General features: G+C 70.9%; 14 protein-coding genes. 9 read left to right on the top strand and 5 right to left on the bottom strand.

Going from position 1 to position 18,338, the window contains the following annotated elements:
- Positions 1 to 68 precede the first annotated feature (68 nt).
- A complete protein-coding gene (locus CLV56_RS18900; protein WP_039366203.1) occupies positions 69 to 659 on the bottom strand; it encodes a TetR/AcrR family transcriptional regulator in 591 nt (196 codons plus the stop codon).
- Between the two features lie 141 nt (positions 660 to 800).
- Here CLV56_RS18900 and CLV56_RS18905 point away from each other — a divergent pair, with 141 nt between their 5' ends.
- Genes CLV56_RS18905 through CLV56_RS18930 form a run of 6 tightly spaced genes read left to right on the top strand, consistent with a single transcriptional unit; the run spans position 801 to position 7,568 of the window.
- A complete protein-coding gene (locus CLV56_RS18905; RefSeq protein WP_039365065.1) occupies positions 801 to 1,769 on the top strand; it encodes a phosphotriesterase family protein in 969 nt (322 codons plus the stop codon).
- A gap of 60 nt (positions 1,770 to 1,829) precedes the next feature.
- Positions 1,830 to 2,783 carry a phosphotriesterase family protein gene (locus tag CLV56_RS18910; protein WP_039365063.1) on the top strand — a complete coding sequence of 318 codons (954 nt, stop codon included), beginning with the start codon at positions 1,830 to 1,832 and terminating at the stop codon, positions 2,781 to 2,783.
- Between the two features lie 15 nt (positions 2,784 to 2,798).
- Positions 2,799 to 3,938, top strand: coding sequence for an FAD-dependent oxidoreductase (locus CLV56_RS18915; protein ID WP_039365060.1), 1,140 nt, complete (start codon positions 2,799 to 2,801; stop codon positions 3,936 to 3,938).
- Positions 3,938 to 4,888, top strand: a complete 951-nt coding sequence (locus CLV56_RS18920) for an alpha/beta hydrolase (RefSeq protein ID WP_039365058.1) — start codon at positions 3,938 to 3,940, stop codon at positions 4,886 to 4,888. The genes CLV56_RS18915 and CLV56_RS18920 overlap by 1 nt, the downstream gene beginning before the upstream one ends.
- Positions 4,885 to 5,841 (top strand): MBL fold metallo-hydrolase, encoded by a 957-nt coding sequence (locus tag CLV56_RS18925; protein ID WP_039365055.1) that lies wholly within the window; start codon positions 4,885 to 4,887, stop codon positions 5,839 to 5,841. Before CLV56_RS18920 ends, CLV56_RS18925 begins: the two co-directional genes overlap by 4 nt.
- On the top strand, positions 5,838 to 7,568 hold the full coding sequence (locus CLV56_RS18930) for a CocE/NonD family hydrolase (protein WP_211288202.1): 1,731 nt from the start codon (positions 5,838 to 5,840) through the stop codon (positions 7,566 to 7,568). The genes CLV56_RS18925 and CLV56_RS18930 overlap by 4 nt, the downstream gene beginning before the upstream one ends.
- Positions 7,569 to 7,653: 85 nt before the next feature.
- Here the strand turns inward: CLV56_RS18930 and CLV56_RS18935 are convergent, their stop codons facing one another.
- Entirely contained in the window at positions 7,654 to 13,419 is a 5,766-nt protein-coding gene (locus tag CLV56_RS18935; protein ID WP_039365053.1) for a metallophosphoesterase, read from the bottom strand.
- A gap of 195 nt (positions 13,420 to 13,614) precedes the next feature.
- Here CLV56_RS18935 and CLV56_RS18940 point away from each other — a divergent pair, with 195 nt between their 5' ends.
- Both CLV56_RS18940 and CLV56_RS18945 read left to right on the top strand, forming a co-directional pair.
- A complete protein-coding gene (locus CLV56_RS18940) occupies positions 13,615 to 15,315 on the top strand; it encodes an aminotransferase class V-fold PLP-dependent enzyme (protein WP_039365051.1) in 1,701 nt (566 codons plus the stop codon).
- Positions 15,316 to 15,348: 33 nt separating this feature from the next.
- On the top strand, positions 15,349 to 16,140 hold the full coding sequence (locus tag CLV56_RS18945; RefSeq protein ID WP_100415442.1) for an alpha/beta fold hydrolase: 792 nt from the start codon (positions 15,349 to 15,351) through the stop codon (positions 16,138 to 16,140).
- A 9-nt stretch (positions 16,141 to 16,149) separates the two neighbouring features.
- On the opposite strand, the gene CLV56_RS18950 is transcribed toward CLV56_RS18945, so the two are convergent.
- The 3 genes from CLV56_RS18950 to CLV56_RS18960 all read right to left on the bottom strand — a co-directional run bounded on the left by CLV56_RS18950 (position 16,150) and on the right by CLV56_RS18960 (position 17,585).
- Positions 16,150 to 16,917, bottom strand: a complete 768-nt coding sequence (locus CLV56_RS18950) for an ArsR/SmtB family transcription factor (protein ID WP_170224826.1) — start codon at positions 16,915 to 16,917, stop codon at positions 16,150 to 16,152.
- Positions 16,918 to 17,004: 87 nt separating this feature from the next.
- Positions 17,005 to 17,424, bottom strand: a complete 420-nt coding sequence (gene vapC / locus CLV56_RS18955) for a type II toxin-antitoxin system VapC family toxin (RefSeq protein ID WP_039365048.1) — start codon at positions 17,422 to 17,424, stop codon at positions 17,005 to 17,007.
- Positions 17,421 to 17,585 carry a type II toxin-antitoxin system VapB family antitoxin gene (locus tag CLV56_RS18960; RefSeq protein ID WP_039365045.1) on the bottom strand — a complete coding sequence of 55 codons (165 nt, stop codon included), beginning with the start codon at positions 17,583 to 17,585 and terminating at the stop codon, positions 17,421 to 17,423. Before CLV56_RS18960 ends, vapC begins: the two co-directional genes overlap by 4 nt.
- Before the next feature lie 89 nt (positions 17,586 to 17,674).
- Between CLV56_RS18960 and CLV56_RS18965 the strand changes: the two genes are divergently transcribed.
- Positions 17,675 to 18,310, top strand: a complete 636-nt coding sequence (locus tag CLV56_RS18965) for a TetR/AcrR family transcriptional regulator (protein WP_039365042.1) — start codon at positions 17,675 to 17,677, stop codon at positions 18,308 to 18,310.
- Positions 18,311 to 18,338: the final 28 nt, after the last annotated feature.

Below are 18,338 nucleotides of genomic sequence, written 5' to 3' on the forward strand. Positions count from 1 at the left end.
AATGTGCTCACCGTCATATCTGTCCAACGCATTCTCTGCATGGACTGTCATGCACAGAGTGAATATAGTCAGCCGGCGTCGGTCAGCAGGTGGCACCAGGAGTCGGTGAGCTCCTCGAGGCAGATCTCGCGCGGCGTCGCCCAGCCGACCGCGAAGTAGCGCCGCGACAGGTACTCGAGCTGCCCGAACGCGAGCGTGCAGCGGATCTTGCGCACCGAGGCGTCGAACCGCCCGGCCTTGTCGAGCCCCGCGATCATGTCGCCGACCGCGCTCTCGAACCACTGCTCGGTCCGCTCGATCACGTCGGGCTCGTGCATCGCCTGGTACGACGCGGTGAGGTAGGGCTTGATCTCGTCCCACTGCGAGAACTTCCGGTCGAGCCATGCGCGGATCAGCGCCCGCGAGCCCGACTCGACCACGACCGGCAGCGGCGGGTCGTCCGACGAGGTCAGGATCGTGTCGACCTTCTCGAGCAGCGCGCTCATCAGCTCCGCCTTCGAGGCGAAGTGCAGGTAGAACGTCGTCCGCGTCGAGCCGGCCGCGCTCGCGATGTCGTCGACGGTCGTGGCGGCGTAGCCCTTCGTCCCGAAGAGCTCGAGCCCCTTCTCCAGGAAGAGCTCGTAGGTCATCCGCTTCTGGGCCGCGCGCAACGTAGACACGCACCGCAGCATAGCGGCTGACCAACCAAACATCTTCGAGTTCATTGGCTTGACAGCGTGTAAAGTGACTGCTTACTTTGATCAGGCAGCGCGTGACGCCGGTCACCCGCATCCGACCGCAAGCCCGTCTGGAAGGTCCTCATGACGCACCTGGTCAGCACCGTCCTCGGCCCCGTCCCCGCCGACGACCTCGGCGTCGTCGCGGTGCACGAGGCCCTTCTCTCCGTCGTCCCCGGCGCCGAGCACGCGTACGACATCGCCTACGACCGCGCAGCGATCTTCGAGACGCTGGAGAAGAAGCTCACCGACTTCCGCAACGCCGGCGGCGGCACGATCGTCGACAGCACCGGGATGTTCGCCGGGCGCGACGTCCGTTTGTACGAGGCGTTGTCGCGCACCACGGGCGTGCACGTCGTCGCGTCGACCGGGATGGGCCCCGAGGAGATGCTCGGCGGCTACTTCCTCACCCCGCAGACGAACCCGCCGACCCCCTGGCCGGCCGAACGGTTCGCCGGGCTGTTCGGCGACGAGGTCCGCGACGGCATGGTCGTCCCCCGCGTCGAGCGCCGTGGCGCGGCAGGCCTGATCGCGACCGCAGCCACCCGTACGGGCATGACCGCGACCGACGAGAGCCTGTTCCGCGGGGCGGCGCGCGCCGCGTCCGCCACCGGTGTCGCGGTCTCGATCCGGTTCGGCGCTGACGCGGTGGACGACCTCGACGTCGTCCTCGGCGAGGGGCTGCCGGCCGACCGCGTCGTGGTCGGCGGTCTCGACCGTACGGACGCCGTCGCCGCCGGAGCCCCGCTCGCCGTCGCCCGGCGCGGCGCGTACGTCGCGCTCGACCACGTCGGCCTGAACGACGACCCCGGCCACGTCACCGACGCGGCCCGCGTCGACCTCGTGCGCGAGCTCCTGGCCGCCGGCTTCGGCGACCGGGTGCTGCTGTCGAGCAACGCGGTCGGGGTGGCGCTCGGACACAGGCCGTACGACCTGCCCTACGAGCATGTGCTGACCGCGTTCGCGCCGCTGCTGCGCAGCCACGGCGTCACGGACAACGACGTACGGCGGCTGCTGGTCGACAACCCCCGCGACCTGCTGACCCCGCGCTGATCTGACCCCGCGCTGATCTGACCCTGCGCTGACCCGACCTGCGCTGAGAGAGAAGGACCCATGTCGAAGGTGAACACCGTCCTGGGGACGATCCCCACGGCCGAGCTCGGCGTCGTCGCCGTCCACGAGCACGTCGGCTACGGCATGCCCGGCTCCGAGCTGGACACCCAGTGGTGGAAGACGCCCGAGGAGCGGTACGCGGAGACGGTCCCGAAGCTGCGGGCGTTCCACGAGCACGGCGGCGGCACGTTCGTCGACGCGACCGGCATCTGCAACGGCCGCGACGTCGACTACTACAAGTCGCTGTCGGCGAAGACCGGCGTCCACATCGTCGCGTGCACCGGGTTCGTCGGCGGCGACACCGCGCTCCCCCACTTCGCCCGGGCGTCGGTCGACTACCTGACCCGTCAGTTCGCTCACGAGATCACCGTCGGCATCGGCGACACCGGCAGCAGGGCCGGCGTGATCAAGGTCGGCGTGAGCCGCGGCGGCCGGATGACCGAGCTGGACAAGACGATCTACCGCGCCGGAGCGCGCGCCGCGGTCGCGACCGGGGTCCCGATCCTCACCCACCTCGCGATCGACCCCGAGCCGGCGGTCGCGATCTTCCGCGAGGAAGGCCTCCCCCTCGACCGGGTGCTGTTCGGCCACGCCGACGACGGCCTGAACGCCGACCAGACCCCGCACGACTGGATCGTCTCGCAGGGCGGACGGCTCGGGTTCGACACGTTCGGGTACGAGACCGAGCTCGAGGACCCGCCGTTCTGGGCGCGGGCGCGCAAGGAGCGGCTCGACCACTTCCTCGACCTGGTCGCGAAGGGCTACCTGCCGCGCCTGCTGGTCTCCGCCGACGCGAACTGCAGCCCGCTCGGCTGGCCCGGCGTCAAGGGCCACACCGTCAACTACCTGTTCGAGGACCTGGTCCCCGACCTGCGTGAGCGCGGGGTCGACGAGGCCACGATCACGACGCTGCTCGTCGACAACCCGGCCGACTTCCTGACCATCAAGGCCTGACCGAAGGACATCACCATGCATCACTCCGATCTCAAGAACCTCGACGTCGCGATCGTCGGGGCCGGGTACGGCGGCGCCGCCGCGGCGAAGGCCCTGAGCCTGCTCGGTGCGAACGTCGCCGTGTACGAGCAGGCGAGCGAGACCCGCGAGGTCGGCGCCGGCATCGGGCTGCGCCCGTCCACGATGGACCTCTTCCGCCGGTGGGGGATCTTCGACGCGATCGCCGCCGTGAGCTCGCCCAGCGACTACTTCGAGATCCTCACGCCGACCGGCGAGCCGATCATGAAGGACGCGTGGCCGGGGATGGACGACTACGGCGTCAAGACTCACACCCACCTGATCCACCGCGGCGACTTCATCGAGGCGCTGCTCGGCGTGCTCCCTGACGGCATGGTGCGTCTCGGCCACAAGCTCGAGACGATCGAGGACCACGGCGACAGCGCGACGCTGTCGTTCGCGAACGGCACCTCTGTCACGGCCGACCTCGTGATCGGCGCCGACGGCATCCGCTCCGTCGTCCGCGAGCAGCTGTTCAGCCAGGCCGGTCCGGTGTTCTCCGGCGAGCACGCGTACCGCACGGTGCTCGACGCCGACGACGCGTACGGCACGGTGATCGACGACAACCTGCGGATGTACATCGGCCGCGGAACCAAGGTCTACCTCCTGCCGCTGCGCCACCGCGGCCAGGTGTCGTTCGACGTCACCTCGCTGAATGCGGACCCGACCTGGTCCCCGCAGGTCACGAAGGACGACCTGCTGGCGACGCTCGAGGGGTTCGACGAGCGGCTCGTGAGCATGGCCCGCGACCTCGATCTCGCGACCTGCAACGTCCGTGCCGTCTACGACATCGACCCGTTCGAGCGCTGGCACACCGACGCGGTCGCGCTTCTCGGCGACTCGGCGCACTCGATGCTGCACCACCAGGGCCAGGGCGCGAACTCCGCGATCCTCGACGCCGGCGCGCTCGCGACCGCGCTGGTCGAGTCCGACTCGGTCGCGGCGGCGCTGACCGCGTACCAGGCCGTGCGCAAGCCCGTCACCGACGAGCTCCAGGCGATCTCGCGGCAGGGCTGGGAGGAGGACGCGCTCGACGACGTCTTCCCCGGCCAGAAGCCGGCCTCGCAGAAGGCGGCGACCCCGCAGACGGCTCGCTGATGGCGCTGCACCCCGAGATCGCGAAGGTCCTCGCGACCCTCCCCCCGCCCCCGCCCGGCCCGATCGACCCGGCCGTCCTGCGGGCCGCCGAAGAGGCCGAGGTACGCCCGGTCGAGGAGCGCCTCCCGCTGCACGCGGTCACGGACACGACCGCCGACACGGCGTACGGCCCGGTGCCGGTGCGGATCTACACGCCGACGCAAGCCCCCTCGTACGGGGTGCTGGTCTACGTCCACGGCGGCGCATTCTTCCTCGGCAGCCTGGAGACGCACGACCACGTCGCGCGGTCCCTGGCGTCGGCGACCGGCCTGAAGGTCGTCTCCGTCGGCTATCGCCGGGCACCCGAGTCGGCGTTCCCGGCCGGGCTGCGCGACTGCTACGGCGTGGCCCGCTGGGTCACGGACCACTCCGAGAGGCTCCGCTGGGACGGCGAGACCCTCGCGCTGGTCGGCGACAGCTCCGGCGGGACGTACGTCGCGGCGGTGACCGCGCTCGCGTACGACGACGCGGCTGCCGGTCGCCCGAGCGCCCCGATCACGCACCAGGTGCTGTACTACCCGTCGCTGGACCTCGACTTCGACGTCACGCGGTACGCGTCGCTGCGCGAGAACGCGCAAGGGTACGGCCTGGAGACCGCGGGTCTGAAGCCGTTCAACGCCTTCTACCTCGACAGCGGCGCCGACCCGGACGACCCGCGGGTGTCGCCGATCAAGCGCGAGGATCTGACGGGACTCCCGCCGACGCTGGTCGTCACCGCGGAGCACGACCCGCTGCGCGACGAGGGCGAGCTGTACGGGCGGCGGCTCGCGGAGGCCGGCGTCGCCGCGACGGTGAGCCGGTACGACGGGGCGGGGCACGGGTTCGTGCAGCACTTCGGGTGGATCCCGGAGTACCACCGGGTGTTCGACGAGACCGCCGCGTTCCTGCGTGGCCCCGGGGTCGAGGCATGACCGCGGCGGCCCGGAGCGCGGTCGAGATCCATCCGCTGGTCTCGCCGTGGGGCCGGTTCGGCCTCTACAGCTTCTTCATCGACGCGCCCGAGCCGGCGATCGTCGACGCCGGGATCGCGTCGTCGCCCACCGAGGGCATGGCGCCCGCGCTCGAGGCGATCGGACGTCGGATCGAGGACGTCCGCTGGATCCTGCTGACCCACGGCCACATCGACCACGTCGGCGGCGCGCACGCGCTGTGGGAGCTGACGGGCCGGCGGGCCGAAATCGTGATCGGAGCCGCCGACGCCCCGATGCTGCGGTCGCGGCAGGCGCACGTCGAGGAGTACGCGGCGGGCCGGGGGCGCTACCTCGGCGACCCCGATGGCGCGGCGTCGGTGGCGGCGGCGGCGCAGGCCGTGATCTCCGGCGAGCTGGAGCCGACGCGCCTCGTGACCGGCGGCGAGACACTGCCGCTCGGCGGCGACGTCACCGTCTCGGTCCATGCGATCGGCGGTCACACCCCCGGCTCGGTCGCCTACGTGGTCGACGGGCAGCAGTCCGTGTTCGTCGGCGACGCGGTCCAGGTCCACGGGGCCGCGAACGGCTTCCCTGGCTACGTGGACCCCGCCGCGTACCGCGCGAGCCTCACGTACCTGCGTGACGAGGTCCGTCCCCAGCACCTCTACCTCGGCCACCCGTACCGCCGTACCGACGCCACCCCGTACGGCGTCGAGCTCGATGCCGATCAGGCCCGGGCGGCGCTCGACGAGAGCCTCGCGATCGAGGCGCGGGTCCGTGTGGCCGCAGCCCGGTGCATCGCGGCCGGACTGCCGCACACCGACTCGCCCTACTCCCCCTTCGCCGCTGCCGCCGAACAGCTCGGCTACGCCGGCGACCCCACGCTCGAGCCGTCGCCGTTCTTCACGACGCTGCACGGCTACGTGACCGAGGAACAGGAGCTGCACCCATGACCGACGACCAGTTCATCACTGACCTCAAGATCATGGACGCCGGCGGGCAGAAGATCGCCGTGCGCAAGGACCTGCGGGTGCCGATGCGCGACGGCGTCACGCTCGCGACCGACGTCTACCACGGAGTCGAGGACAAGCCGCGTCCCGCGCTCGTCGCGCTCAGCCCGTACGGCAAGGAGCTGCAAGCGCTCGCGCTCACGACACCGCCGCAGCGTCGTCCGTCGCCGATGTGGGACGGGTGCATCGAGGCCGGTGACATCGCGCGCGTCGTCGCCGAGGACTACGCCCACGTGATCGGCGACCTGCGCGGCTCGGGCGCGTCGGAGGGCGAGCACGTCGGCAACTACAACGCCGGCGGCGTGCCGCTCGGCCAGGACGCGTACGACCTGATCGAGTGGGTCGCCGAGCAGCCGTGGTGCGACGGCAACGTCGGGATGATCGGCATCTCGTACTTCGGCTCGATGCAGGTGCTCGCGGCCGCCGAGCGACCGCCGCACCTCAAGGCGATCTTCGTCTCCGGCGGCCACTTCGACTTCTACGAGACGACCTACCACGGCGGCATCATGTGGTTCATGCCGCGCGCAGCACGGGAGGGCCGCGGCGGCGACTCGGGCTGGGCGTTCACCGACCGGATCACGTCGCGGATGCTGGAGACGTACTCCTCCGAGGAGATCGAGGCCCGCGTCACCGCACGGCTCGCCGACCCGGACGTCGCCGCCTGGCCCAACCTCGTGCACACCCTGCACTACCCGAAGAACCACGAAGCCTGGTTCGACATCGTCCTCAACGACCTCGACGGCGCGTGGTACGAGGAGCGCAACCCGGTCAACCTCGCGAAGAACATCGAGGTCCCCGTCTACCTCCAGATCGACCAGGGGCGCGGGTGGACCGTCGACGGCCACATCGAGCTGTACGAGAACCTCCGCGGTCCGAAGCGGCTGGAGATCGGGTCGTACCCGCCGATGCAGTCGCGGCCGTGGGTCGAGGAGCACGACACGATGTTCCGTTGGTACGACTACTGGCTGAAGAGCATCGAGAACGGCGTGATGGACGAGCCGGCGGTCAGTGTGTTCGTCGAGGGCACGCGTGAGGTCGTCACCGCGCAGGCGTGGCCGCCCAAGGAGATCGACTACCGTCCGCTCTACCTGCGACCGCGGCGCACGCTGTCTCCGGAGCCGGAGCGGATGGGCGCCGAGCACGCCGCGCCGGACGGCTTCTACCAGGCCCCGCTCACCGTGACGGACCAGGTGGAGATCATCGACTGGCGGACCGCGCCCTTCGAGGAGCCGACCGAGCTGATCGGAACCGGCGCGGCTCACCTGTTCGTCGAGATCGACCAGCCGGACACGAACCTCATCATGCGGCTGTGGGACGAGGCTCCCGGCGGGGCGCGCCAGCTGCTCACGACCGGGTTCCTCAAGGCGTCGCACCGCGAGCTCGACGACCGGACCACCGAGGGCAACCCGTACCACCCGCACACCCGCGCGGTCCCGGTCGAGCCGGGGACCATCGAGGAGTACGTGCTCCGGCTGTACCCGTTCGCGGCCACCCTGCGGTCGGGCCACCGCCTCGTCGCCGAGCTGTCGAACGACGAGCCGCTCGCCGATGCGCACAACGCGTTGCTGCCGCCCGACGCCTTCCACCTACCGGTCGGCCGTCCGGTGACCCACAAGGTGTATCGCGACGCCGCTCACCACTCGCGGCTCGTGCTTCCGTTCACGCGCTGAAGCGAAGAGGGGGCGGATCGAGATTCCTGGTACACCGTACGCGCACGGTGTACCAGGAATCTCGTGCAGGCACTCGTCCTTGCGGCTACCGCCGGCGCACCCGTACCTTCACCGTGCGCGTGGACGACGACAGCTGGTCGCTCCCGCGGTAGGTCACGGTGAAGCGCTGGCGCCCGGCCCTCGGGAGGCGACCCAACCGGACCTTCGCGACGCCGTGGCGAACTCGCGCCGTCGCGTCGACCCCGCGCCCGCGAACCGTGACGAGGCCGCGCGGACGGACGCCGTGGGCTCCGCGCACCCGCACGACGACCTTCACCCGGGTCCGCTCGGCCACCACCTTCCGCGGCTTCACCTTCGCCGCCGTGATCCGGGAGCGTGCCTTCGTGATCCGCAGCCGGACCGTGTCCGACGACGCCCGGTGACGCTCGTCGCCGCGGTAGCGCACCGTGAGCGTGTGACGGCCAGGGGCGAGCGACCGGGCCGGCACACGGACGGTGGTGACGCCCCGCCTCGCCGACGTCGAACCGAGCACCCGCGAGCCCTTCCGAACCTCGACCCGACCGGTCGGGTGCCCGGCAGGAGAGGTGACCCGCGCGGTCACGACCGCCGACCGCCCGTACGCGACCGCCCACGGCCGCACCTGCGCGGAGGTCGACGTCGTCGCCTTCTCCGGCGCCGGTCGCTCGTCCGGATCGAGCGACGCGACGTAGCGCGGCGTACCGGCCGACGTGCCGGCCACGAGCCGGTAGGCCTCGAGAGCGGAGCCCTGGGCCAGCGCGACCTCGAACGTCGCGTCGCCCGCGTCGTCCGCCGCCGCCTGACCGACGTACGCGACGTCGCCGGCACCCGGTGCGTCGGCATCAGCGTCGCCGTCGAGCACCAGCACTCCGACCTGCCCACCGGCCGCGGCGGCCCCGCCGTGCAGCGTCACCGTCGCGACCCCGTCGGCGAGCACGGCGTCGTGCGCCATCGCCGACCCGTCCTCGGCCTGCCCCACGACGCTCGGCGCCGGGTGCCGAAGCGCGTACGACACCGGCTCGACCGTGACCGCGCCGCGCTCGACGGCCGCCGAGGAACGCTGCGCCCGCCCGTCTGCCGGCTCGTCTGCTCGCCGCAGCACCGGCCGCTGCGCCTCGTCGTCCCAGCGCCACACGCTGTCGAGGTCCCAGCCGAGCCGGCCGGTCCACGTGTCGGCGCTCTGTGTCTCGGCTGTCGTGACCGTCTCCCCGTTCAGCGTGGTCGGGCCGGTCGCCGTGACCGACTGCGTCTGCGCGACCAGCGTCTCGATGGCGAGGTTGTTCGACAGGGTGGCGGTCTGCCCCGACGCGTAGCGGGCGACCACCCGGTGGGCCAGCGACGTCGCGGTGACCGACGGGTTCAGCGCGATGCTGTCGCGGACGACGGTCCCGCTGTCGCGTGCGTACCCGGTGAGCCCGCCGGCCGTCGTCCCCGACGCGGTGACCGCGCCCGTCGCGTACACCCGCTCGGTGGTGCTCGGGCTGTCCGCCACACCGATGATCCCGCCGGCGTAGTTGCCGCCCGTCGTGCTCACCTCGGCGGTGGAGTACACGTCGCGGATCGTCCCGAACGAGTCGCCCGCGACGCCGCCGGCGTACGAGAGGCTGCTCACCGAACCGCCGACCGAGACCCGCTCGACCGTGCCGCGCAGCGAGTCGACCAGGATGCCGGCCTTGCTGGCGGACTTCGTCACGGTGGCGTCGACGAGCTCGAGATCGTGCACCGACGCGCCCGCGTCGATCGTGCCGAACAGGCCACCGGACGTCGAGGTGAAGCCGCGCAGGACGTGCCCCGCACCGTCCAGCTCGCCGGTGAACGGCGCCGGGAACCCGAGCTGCGGCAGCGTGACGCCGTCGAGGTCGAGGTCCGACGTCAGCCGGAACGACTCGTCGGGCCAGGCGGCGACCTCCTCGAGATCGGCCGGCTTCGTGATCAGGTACGCACCGTCGTCGGCCTGCTCGAGCGCGGGCGCCTCCGGCTCCTCGGGGAGCGGCGGGACGTCCTCGAAGGCGTTCTGCAGGACGGGGCGCTTCCCGTCCTCGTCCCACGCCCACACCGTGTCGAAGTCCCAGCCCCGGGCGACGAAGAACGCCTGCGTCCGCGCCTGCGCAGCCGCGACCACCGCACCCTTCGGGTTGTCGGCGGCAGGCTCGTCGGTCAGGCTCTCGCCGCTGATCGCGACGGCGTCGCTCACGTGGTTGTCGAGCAGGTCGGCGACCTGGCCGGCTCCGACCCGTCCCACGATCGCGTGCGCCCACGTCGGCGCGACGACCTGCGCGTTCAGGGCGACGACGTGGTGGACGACGGTCTCGTCGTAGCCGTAGCTGACGACGCCGCCGGCGTTGCGTCCGTCGGCCGTGACCGCTCCGGACGCGTACGCGTTCTCGGTGACGGACCCGCCGATCGCGATCCCGACGACGCCGCCGGAGTACAGACCGGTCGCCCGGACGTCCGCCGTCGAGTAGCTGTCGCGGACCACGCCGTAGTGGTCGCCGACGATGCCGCCGACGCGACCGGCGCCGGTGATCGAGCCCTCGGTCCGGACCTGCTCGATCGTGCCGTGGTTGACGTCGGCCAGCAGACCGATCGTCGTCTTGGCGGACTCGACGTCGCCGCGGACGACGAGGTTGCGGATCGTCCCCTGGTTGTCGGCGAACAGGCCGACGCCCTGGTTCGACGGCGCCGTGAAGCCGCTGATGGTGTGTCCGTCCCCGTCGAGGACGCCGCGGAACGAGACGAGGCGGTCGATCTGGTCCGTCGTCGTGCCGGACAGATCGAGATCGGTCGTGAGCCGGTAGTGCTTCGCCGGGTCGTTCGCGATCTTCGCGAGGTCGGCGGCGCTCGCGATCAGGTACGGGTCGTCGGCCGTCCCGTCACCGGCGATCCCCTCGCGAACCGTGATCGCCGGGCGGATCGGTTGTGCGCTCTCCAGCCCGTCCCACAGGTAGACCCTGAGGGTGTCGCTCGGCGCGACCGGCAGCGGCTCGTCGAAGGTCACGAACTGCTCGACGCCCCGGTGGTCCAAGGTCGCGTCGACACTGCGCATCGCGCCCATCTGCCGGCCGCTGCTGTCGTACGTCGCGGCGACGACCGTGACGTCGTCGCGGCTGCCCGGGTAGCTGAGCAGGCCGACGCCGTCGAGCCGGCGGTCGACCACGTCGGTCGACGTCACCTTCCAGGTCCCCCTCGGCTTGCGCACCGTGTAGGAGTCGACCTCGCGTCCGTCCACCGTGTACGTGGCGATCTTCAGGCCCTCGTCGGTGACCTCGAGGACGCCACCGACCTGGGTGTCCTCGTCGAAGACGACGTCGTCCCACCAGTGCACCGTGTTCTCGTAGAACTTCGGCCCGGCCGAGCCCATCGTCACGTACGTCGTCCCGAGCGCCTCCTCCTCGGGGGTCTGCGCGAGCCGGCCGTCGTAGATCGTGGACCGCTTGTACAGGTGGTCGTGACCACCGACGTAGAGGTCGACGCCGAGCCGGTCGAGCGCGGCGGTGATCTTCGGACGGTCACCGGCCAGGTCGGCGTCGTCGCCGTGCTGGCCGCCGTAGTAGGAGTAGTGGCCGACGACGACGTTCCACGTGCGTGTCGACGAACGGATGTCGTCGGTCAGCCAGGCGAGCTGGGCATCCATGTCCTTCACGGAGTTGAGCACCGAGACGTGGACGTCGCCACGGTCGAACGAGTAGTTGCTCTCCCCGATCGCGCCGTTCTTCGGAAGGTCGTAGAGGTTCGAGAAGATCGCGGTCCGCTCGGTCGTGGTCGAGTCGTAGTCGAGGTCGCCGTACGTCTCGTGGTTGCCGGCGACGGGGGCGACCTGCACGTCGAGACCCTCGAAGACGTGCTCGAACACCTCGTCCCAGTACTGTCCGCGGCCGCCGTTGTCGACGAGGTCGCCGGTCTGCACCAGCGTCCGGCCGCCGGGCGCCTCGGTCTCGAGCCGGTCGAGCACGTCGCGGAGCATCCCCAGGTCGTCGGCGTCGTGGCTCGTGGCCTGGAGGTCACCGATCACGTAGATCGGCTCGTCGTCAGCGCCGCCGGCGACGAGCTCGCCCTCGACGTCGGTCCACGCCGCGTCGTCGTCCGGGTCCGGCGCCCCACCGTCGCGCGCCACCCCGAAGCGGTACTCGTAACGGCCGTCCGTGTCAAGCCCGGCGACATCGAACTCGTGGCTGCGCAGCGTCTGCCCGGTGATGGAGTGCTGGTAGGTCTCCTCGTCGTTGCCGATCGTGTTGACCTCGTACGGGCGGTCGTTCGTCGACGTGAGCACGTCGGCGTCGTCCCAGCCCTCCGTACCGGCCTCGCGGACCTGGGCGTAGACGGTCTCGATCGAACGGTCGGTGGACACCGCGATCCCCGCACCCCCGGGCTTCTCCGTGACCGCGGCGGTGCTGCCGAAGTACTGGAAGACCCCGGCCGGGTCGAGCGCGTCCTGGTCGACCGTGATCCGGAGCAGCTCTGCGTTGGTGCTGCCGGCGTCGTCGGTGGCCTTGACGACCACGTAGTGCGGGTCGTAGCTGCGCACCCGGAACGCGCCGTCGGCGACGGGAACCTCGCCGGCGGCGTCGTACACCTCGTACGTCACGGTGGGGGTCGTGCCCGAGTCGTCGGTCGCGGTCGCCTCGGGCAGCGCGACCTCCTCGCCGTACACCGCGGTCTCGACGAAACCGTCCGGCACGGTGATCTCGGGCGCGTAGTTCGCGCCGCGCGTCGTCTCGCCGACCCAGACCGGCGCCGAGACCACCACGTCACCGTCGGCCTGCCCGGCCCGCACGAAGTAGTAGTCCCCGTCGGCGACGTCGCGTTCGAGGCTCAGGGAGACCTCGTGGCCGGAGACGTCGTCGAACTGCTTCGCGACCGTGCCGCCGTTCGTGACGAGCTCGACCGAGGTGAACACGTCGTCGGCGTCTGCATCGGTCAGCCGGATGTCGAACGTGGTCGTGGTGGTGTCGGCCGGGAGCACCGAGCCCATCAGCACGTCACCGGCGCCGAACTCGAGCACGGTGTCGACGTCCTGCGTGCTGAACACGCTGCGGTCCTTCATCGCCCCGTAAAGACCGTCGAGGGAGTGGTCGCTCGCCCAGAGCCCGGTGATGGCGTCGTTGCCGGAGACCCAGGAGGCCGAGTGCTCGTCCCCGTTCCAGACCGGCCCGACGTGCCAGCCCGCATCCAGCGCCTTCTCGTACTGCGCGAGATGACCGGCGGACTTGACCTCGATCAGCTCCATCCGGTCGTCGGTGACGGGGTCGAGCCCGGTGAAGCCGAAGAAGTTGCCCTTCGACGTCGTGCTCGGGTGGTTGAACTGCGCGATCGCGTCGGGGTCGAGCTTCAGCCGCGCGTAGAAGGTGGCGAGGTCGTACTTGAGGTCGCCGGTGCCGAAGCTGTTGGCGAACCCGTCGACGCTCCCCTTCTCGGTGGCGCGCGCCGTCGCCTTCCAGTCGGTGTTGAAGACGTTGATGTGACCGGTGCCGTCGTACCAGGTGTTCTCGATCGACGGCACGGCGACGAGGTCGTCCTGCGAGGCGTTGTACGTCTCGACCTCCTCGTGGACCGCCCGCCACTCGCGCGAGTCGGCGTCACGCCAGTCGTCGACGAAGTCGTCGCCGTTGCGCAGGTCCCACATCACGTCGTGCTCGGAGACGGTGAAGAAGTCCGCGTCGGTCTCGTCGTGCACGTGCTCGAACGCGTCGGGCGGCATCTCCACCCCGTCGCTGACCGACGTGTGCGCGTGGAACTCCCCCGTGTAGAAGGTCTTGCCGCGGTACGTCGGCCGGTCGTCCTCCTCCGCTGCGGCCGCGGGTGGCGCGGCCGCAGCGAGGAGTCCCGCGATCACCGCCCCCGAGAGTGCCCCTGCCCAGACCTTGCGATGACGCGACCGTACGCGCACGTCCTACCTCCGTCGTCAGCGAAACTGCCTCGGCGAGTGCATCAGCGCCGACCGAACGCGGGGCGTTGGTCAGGTGACCAAAAGGTGTCGTGCGGATGCACACAGCACACCTCACGGCCCTCGGCGACCTACGGTGGGTGTGTGGCACACCAGAGCGTCGAGACGTCGCTGGTCCGCAGGATCCGGGAGTCCGTGATCGGTGAGGACCAGGTCGTGCCGGGCCCGTACGGGCCACGACGGATCACCTACGCCGACTACACCGCGTCGGGCCGCGCACTCACCTTCATCGAGGACTTCATCCGCGACGAGGTGCTGCCGCGCTACGCGAACACGCACACGGAGTCCAGCGGCACCGGCCTGCAGACCACGCGGCTGCGCGAGGACGCACGCGCGCTGATCCACGAAGCCGTCGGAGGCACGAGCGAGGACGTGGTGATCTTCTCCGGGTCCGGGTCCACCGGCGCGATCGACAAGCTGATCGCGATCCTCGGACTGCGGGTGCCGTCGGCGCTGGACGACCGCTACCACCTCACCGACACGATCCCCGCGGACCAGCGCCCGGTGGTGTTCGTGGGGCCGTTCGAGCACCACTCGAACGAGCTGCCGTGGCGGGAGTCGATCGCGGACGTCATCGAGATCGCGCAGGACACCGACGGGCACATCGACCTCGCGGAGCTGGAGCAGCAGCTCGTCGACCACGCCGACAGGCCCGTGCGGATCGGGTCGTTCTCGGCCGCGAGCAACGTCACCGGCATCGTCTCCGACACCGTCGCGATCGCGTCGCTGCTGCACCGCCACGGCGCACTGTCGTTCTGGGACTTCGCCGCCGCCGCCCCGTACGTCGCGATCTCGATGCGGGCGGCGGAGGGTGAGCCCGACTCGTACAAGGACGCGATCTTCCTGAGTCCGCACAAGTTCGTCGGCGGCCCCGGCACACCCGGCGTCCTGGTGGTGCGCCGCGAGCTCCTCCAGAACAGGGTTCCCGCGGTCGTCGGCGGGGGCACCGTCGAGTACGTCAACCAGGAGGAGCAGCACTACCTCCACGACGTCGTCGCCCGCGAGGAGGGCGGTACGCCTGCGATCGTCGAGTCCATCCGCGCCGGCCTGGTCTTCGGGCTCAAGAACGCGGTCGGCGTCGACGTCATCCGCGCCAACGAGGATCGGCTCCTGCAGCGCGTGGTCGCGGCCTGGTCCGAGGTGCCGGGCCTGGAGATCCTCGGCAATCTCGCGTCCGAGCGGCTCTCGATCGTCTCGTTCGTGGTCCGCTCGCCGTCCGGACGCTTCCTCCACCACAACTTCGTCGTGGCACTGCTCAACGACCTGTTCGGCATCCAGTCGCGGGGCGGGTGCTCGTGCGCAGGACCGTACGGCCACCGGCTGCTGGGGATCGACCTGGACCGCTCCCACCTCTACGAGCGCCAGGTCGCCGGCGGGTGCGAGGGCATCAAGCCGGGATGGGTGCGCGTCAACGTCAACTACTTCATCTCCGAGGGCGTGCTCGACTACGTGATCGAGGCGGTCACGTTCGTGGCCCGATACGGCCACCTGTTCCTCGAGGACTACCGGTTCGACCCGGCGAGCGCGCTGTGGCGACATCGGTCCGGGCCCGCCGAGCCTCCGCTGCGACTCGACCAGCTGCGCTACGGCGCAGACGGCACCCTGGAGTACCCGCACCACGGCGACCGGGCGCCCGAGAGCGCCCTCGCCGGCTATCTCGCGGAGGCGCACCGGCTCGCGGCCGACCGCGCGGACCACACCGCGCCGGGGGTCGATGCGCACCTGAGTCCCGACTTCGACGCCCTGCGCTGGTTCGACCTGCCCGTACCCTGCGTGAACGCGTAGATCAGCGCGGGCCACCGGGCGTAGGTTGAGGGCATGGTCGACGCCGAGGAAGGCCGTCTGTCCACCGGGGTCCCGTACCTCCGACTCGGACACGGCCCTCCCCTGCTCGTCGCGGCCGGTCTGAGCCCGCAGCACCGCAGCCCGCACGGGATGATGAGGCGGATGGCGCTGGGCTGGGCGGCGCCGTTCGCCGAGCACTTCACCGTCTACCTCGTCAACCGGCGCCCCGGCCTGGAGCCGGGCTCCACCATGAGCGACATCGCCGCCGACTACGCGAGTGCGATCGAGAACGACCTCGGTGCGCCGGCGATGGTGCACGGGACCTCGACCGGCGGGTCGGTGACCCTCCAGCTCGCGGTCGACCGACCGGATCTCGTCCGCAGGCTCGTCCTGGGCTCGTCCGCGTGCCGCCTGTCGCCGTACGGCCGGCACGTCCAGGCGGAGGTTCTGCGCCACACCCAGGCGGGCGATCCGCGACGGGCCGCCGCGGTCCTCGCCGACGCGATGGCGCCGGGTCCGCTCGCGTACCCGGCCCGCGGCGTCGGCTGGATCGCCGGGGGTCTGATGCCCGCGGGCAGCCCCGACATGATGGCGACGATCGCGGCGGAGGACGCGTTCGACGCCGAGCCGCACCTCGACCGCGTCACCGCACCGACGCTGGTGCTCGGCGGGACGCGGGACCCGTTCTACAGCGACGATCTCTTCCGGCTCACCGCCGCGGGTGTCCAGGACGGGCACGTGGTGATGTTCGGGGGGAAGACCCACGGGTGGGTGGCGGGATCGAAGGTCCCCGCCGCGATCGCGCTGGGCTTCCTGCTGGGCTGAACGCGCCGCTCAGAGCGAGGTCCCGGTCTCCAGCTCGGACTTGAGCGACGAGTAGATGTACGGGGTGTCGCGCTCGGCTGCGGCCGCGGTCGCGGGGCCCATCGCGCTCAGCGACACGACCAGCTTCGTGAGTTCGCCCGTCTCGTCGGCGTCGGTGAGCACGTAGTCCAGGATGCCCGCCGGCTCGGCATCGACGTCGGCGTCCCAGTGGCAGTCGAACCCGAGCGTCAGGCGCGAGCACTCCTCGACCACCAGCACCTCGCCGTCGATCATCACGAATCCTTCGGCGTCCTGCGCGTAGGACGACCCGACCCGCCAGTCCGTGGTCGTCACCGTGTCGTACAACCATCCGCGGGGCGTCCCGGTGGCGGTCAGGGCCTCCCAGACACGCGCGCGGGGCGCTCGGATGACGATGGTGAAGACGGTCGTCGGTGCCGTGTCCGAGGGGAAGGAGGTCTCGGTCATCTCGCGCTCCTCGAGGGCGTGTCGCAGCGCCAGCAGGGCGCGGCTCGTGGTGGCGGTGTAGTCGGTGAGCCAGCGGTCCTGGACCTCGACCAACGGCACCGGGTTGAGATAGTGCAGCTTCCGTCTCCCGCTGCGCACGACGCTGATCAGGTCGGCGTCCGCAAGCACGCGCAGGTGGGAGCTGACTCCGAAGCGGGTCATCTGGGGCAGCTTTGCACTGAGCTCGGTGAGCGTCAGTCCGCTGGACCGTCGGAGGGTGTCGAGGAGCAGCCGACGCGAGGGGTCGGCGAGCGCCTTGAAGACCAAGTCCACCCGACCACAATAGGTGAGTCGATACTCACCTATCAAGAGCCGCGCTCGCAGGTCGCGAACCGGCATTGCGCGTCGAGGTCTCGCGCATCAGCGGAGCGAACGTGCGCGCAGGGAGGTCACGTCCGCGATCGCTTCGAAGGCTGCGTCCTTGTGCACCAGGGTCGCGTCGTTGCGGATGGCGATCGCCGCGATCAGACAGTCATTCAGGCTTCGGACGGTACGACCGCTGCGGCGCACCGCGCGGAAGATGCTGGCTGCGGACCGGTAGTCGAGATCAGGCTCGAGCCGCAACGTCGGGAGCCCGTTCACCATGATCTCGAGGCGGTCGTGCACGACGTCGCGGTCCGCACCGGCGAGGAGCTCCATCGCGATCGGTTCGCAGCAGACGATCGACTGCGCTGACGCCGTAGGGCCGGAGCCCTCGATCAACGCGTGGACGGTCGCCGCAGCGCGTGACCCCGTACCGCGCAGATAGTCGATCCACGCGGACGTGTCGATCAGATTCATCGAGCGTCGACGGGATCGGACGACCGCATCTCGTCCAGATCGCCGTCCCAGCCGATCCCCTCCAGCGACAGCAGGAACGCGCGGTCGACCGGACTCCCCACGAGCCTCCGCAGCGCGAGGTCGACGGCGTCCTTCTTCGTCGAGACGTCGAAGCGACGCATCACACCTCTGCGGCACTCCCATCGGTGCGGTGGATCCGGGGCAGCCCGTGCCACCGATCCACCGCACTGGCGGGTGCCATACTCGGCGCATGAGCGAGCGCACGCCCGAGCCGCGCGCACGTCGGCGCGGCCGGCCGGGCTACGACCAGGAGACCGTCCTGCGGCGGGCGATCGACCTGTTCAACCGGCAGGGGTACGAGGCGACGAGCGTCGGGGACATCGCTGCCGAGCTCGGGCTGGTGAAGTCCGCGATCTACCACCACGTCCCCAGCAAGGAGCACCTGCTCGCGGCCGCGCTCGACGAGGCGCTCGACGGATTGAGCGCCGCGATCGATGCGGCCACGCAACGGCACGGCGGCGCCCCGGCGTACGACCGGCTGGTCGCCGTGGTGCGCGAGTCGGTGCAGATTCTCGCCGCGCACCAGCCGGCTGTGACGCTGCTGCTGCGTGTCCGCGGCAACAGCGAGGTCGAGCAGGCGGCGCTGAAGCGGCGCCGCGAGATCGACGACAAGCTCGCCACCCTGGTCGCGGAGGCCGCCGAGGAGGGGTACGTCCGCAGCGACATCCCGGCCGACCTCGCCAGCCGCCTGCTGTTCGGGATGGTGAACTCGCTCATCGAGTGGTACCGCCCCGACGGTCCGCTCGGCGTCGACGAGCTCGCGGACCAGGTGGTCGAGATGGCATTCGAGGGCCTGCGCACGCCGCCGCTGCGGCCCGGCCGCTGAGCAGCGCCGCGCCCGTACGGCGGGTCGC

The organism is Mumia flava (genome assembly GCF_002797495.1).
Classification (GTDB): domain Bacteria; phylum Actinomycetota; class Actinomycetes; order Propionibacteriales; family Nocardioidaceae; genus Mumia; species Mumia flava.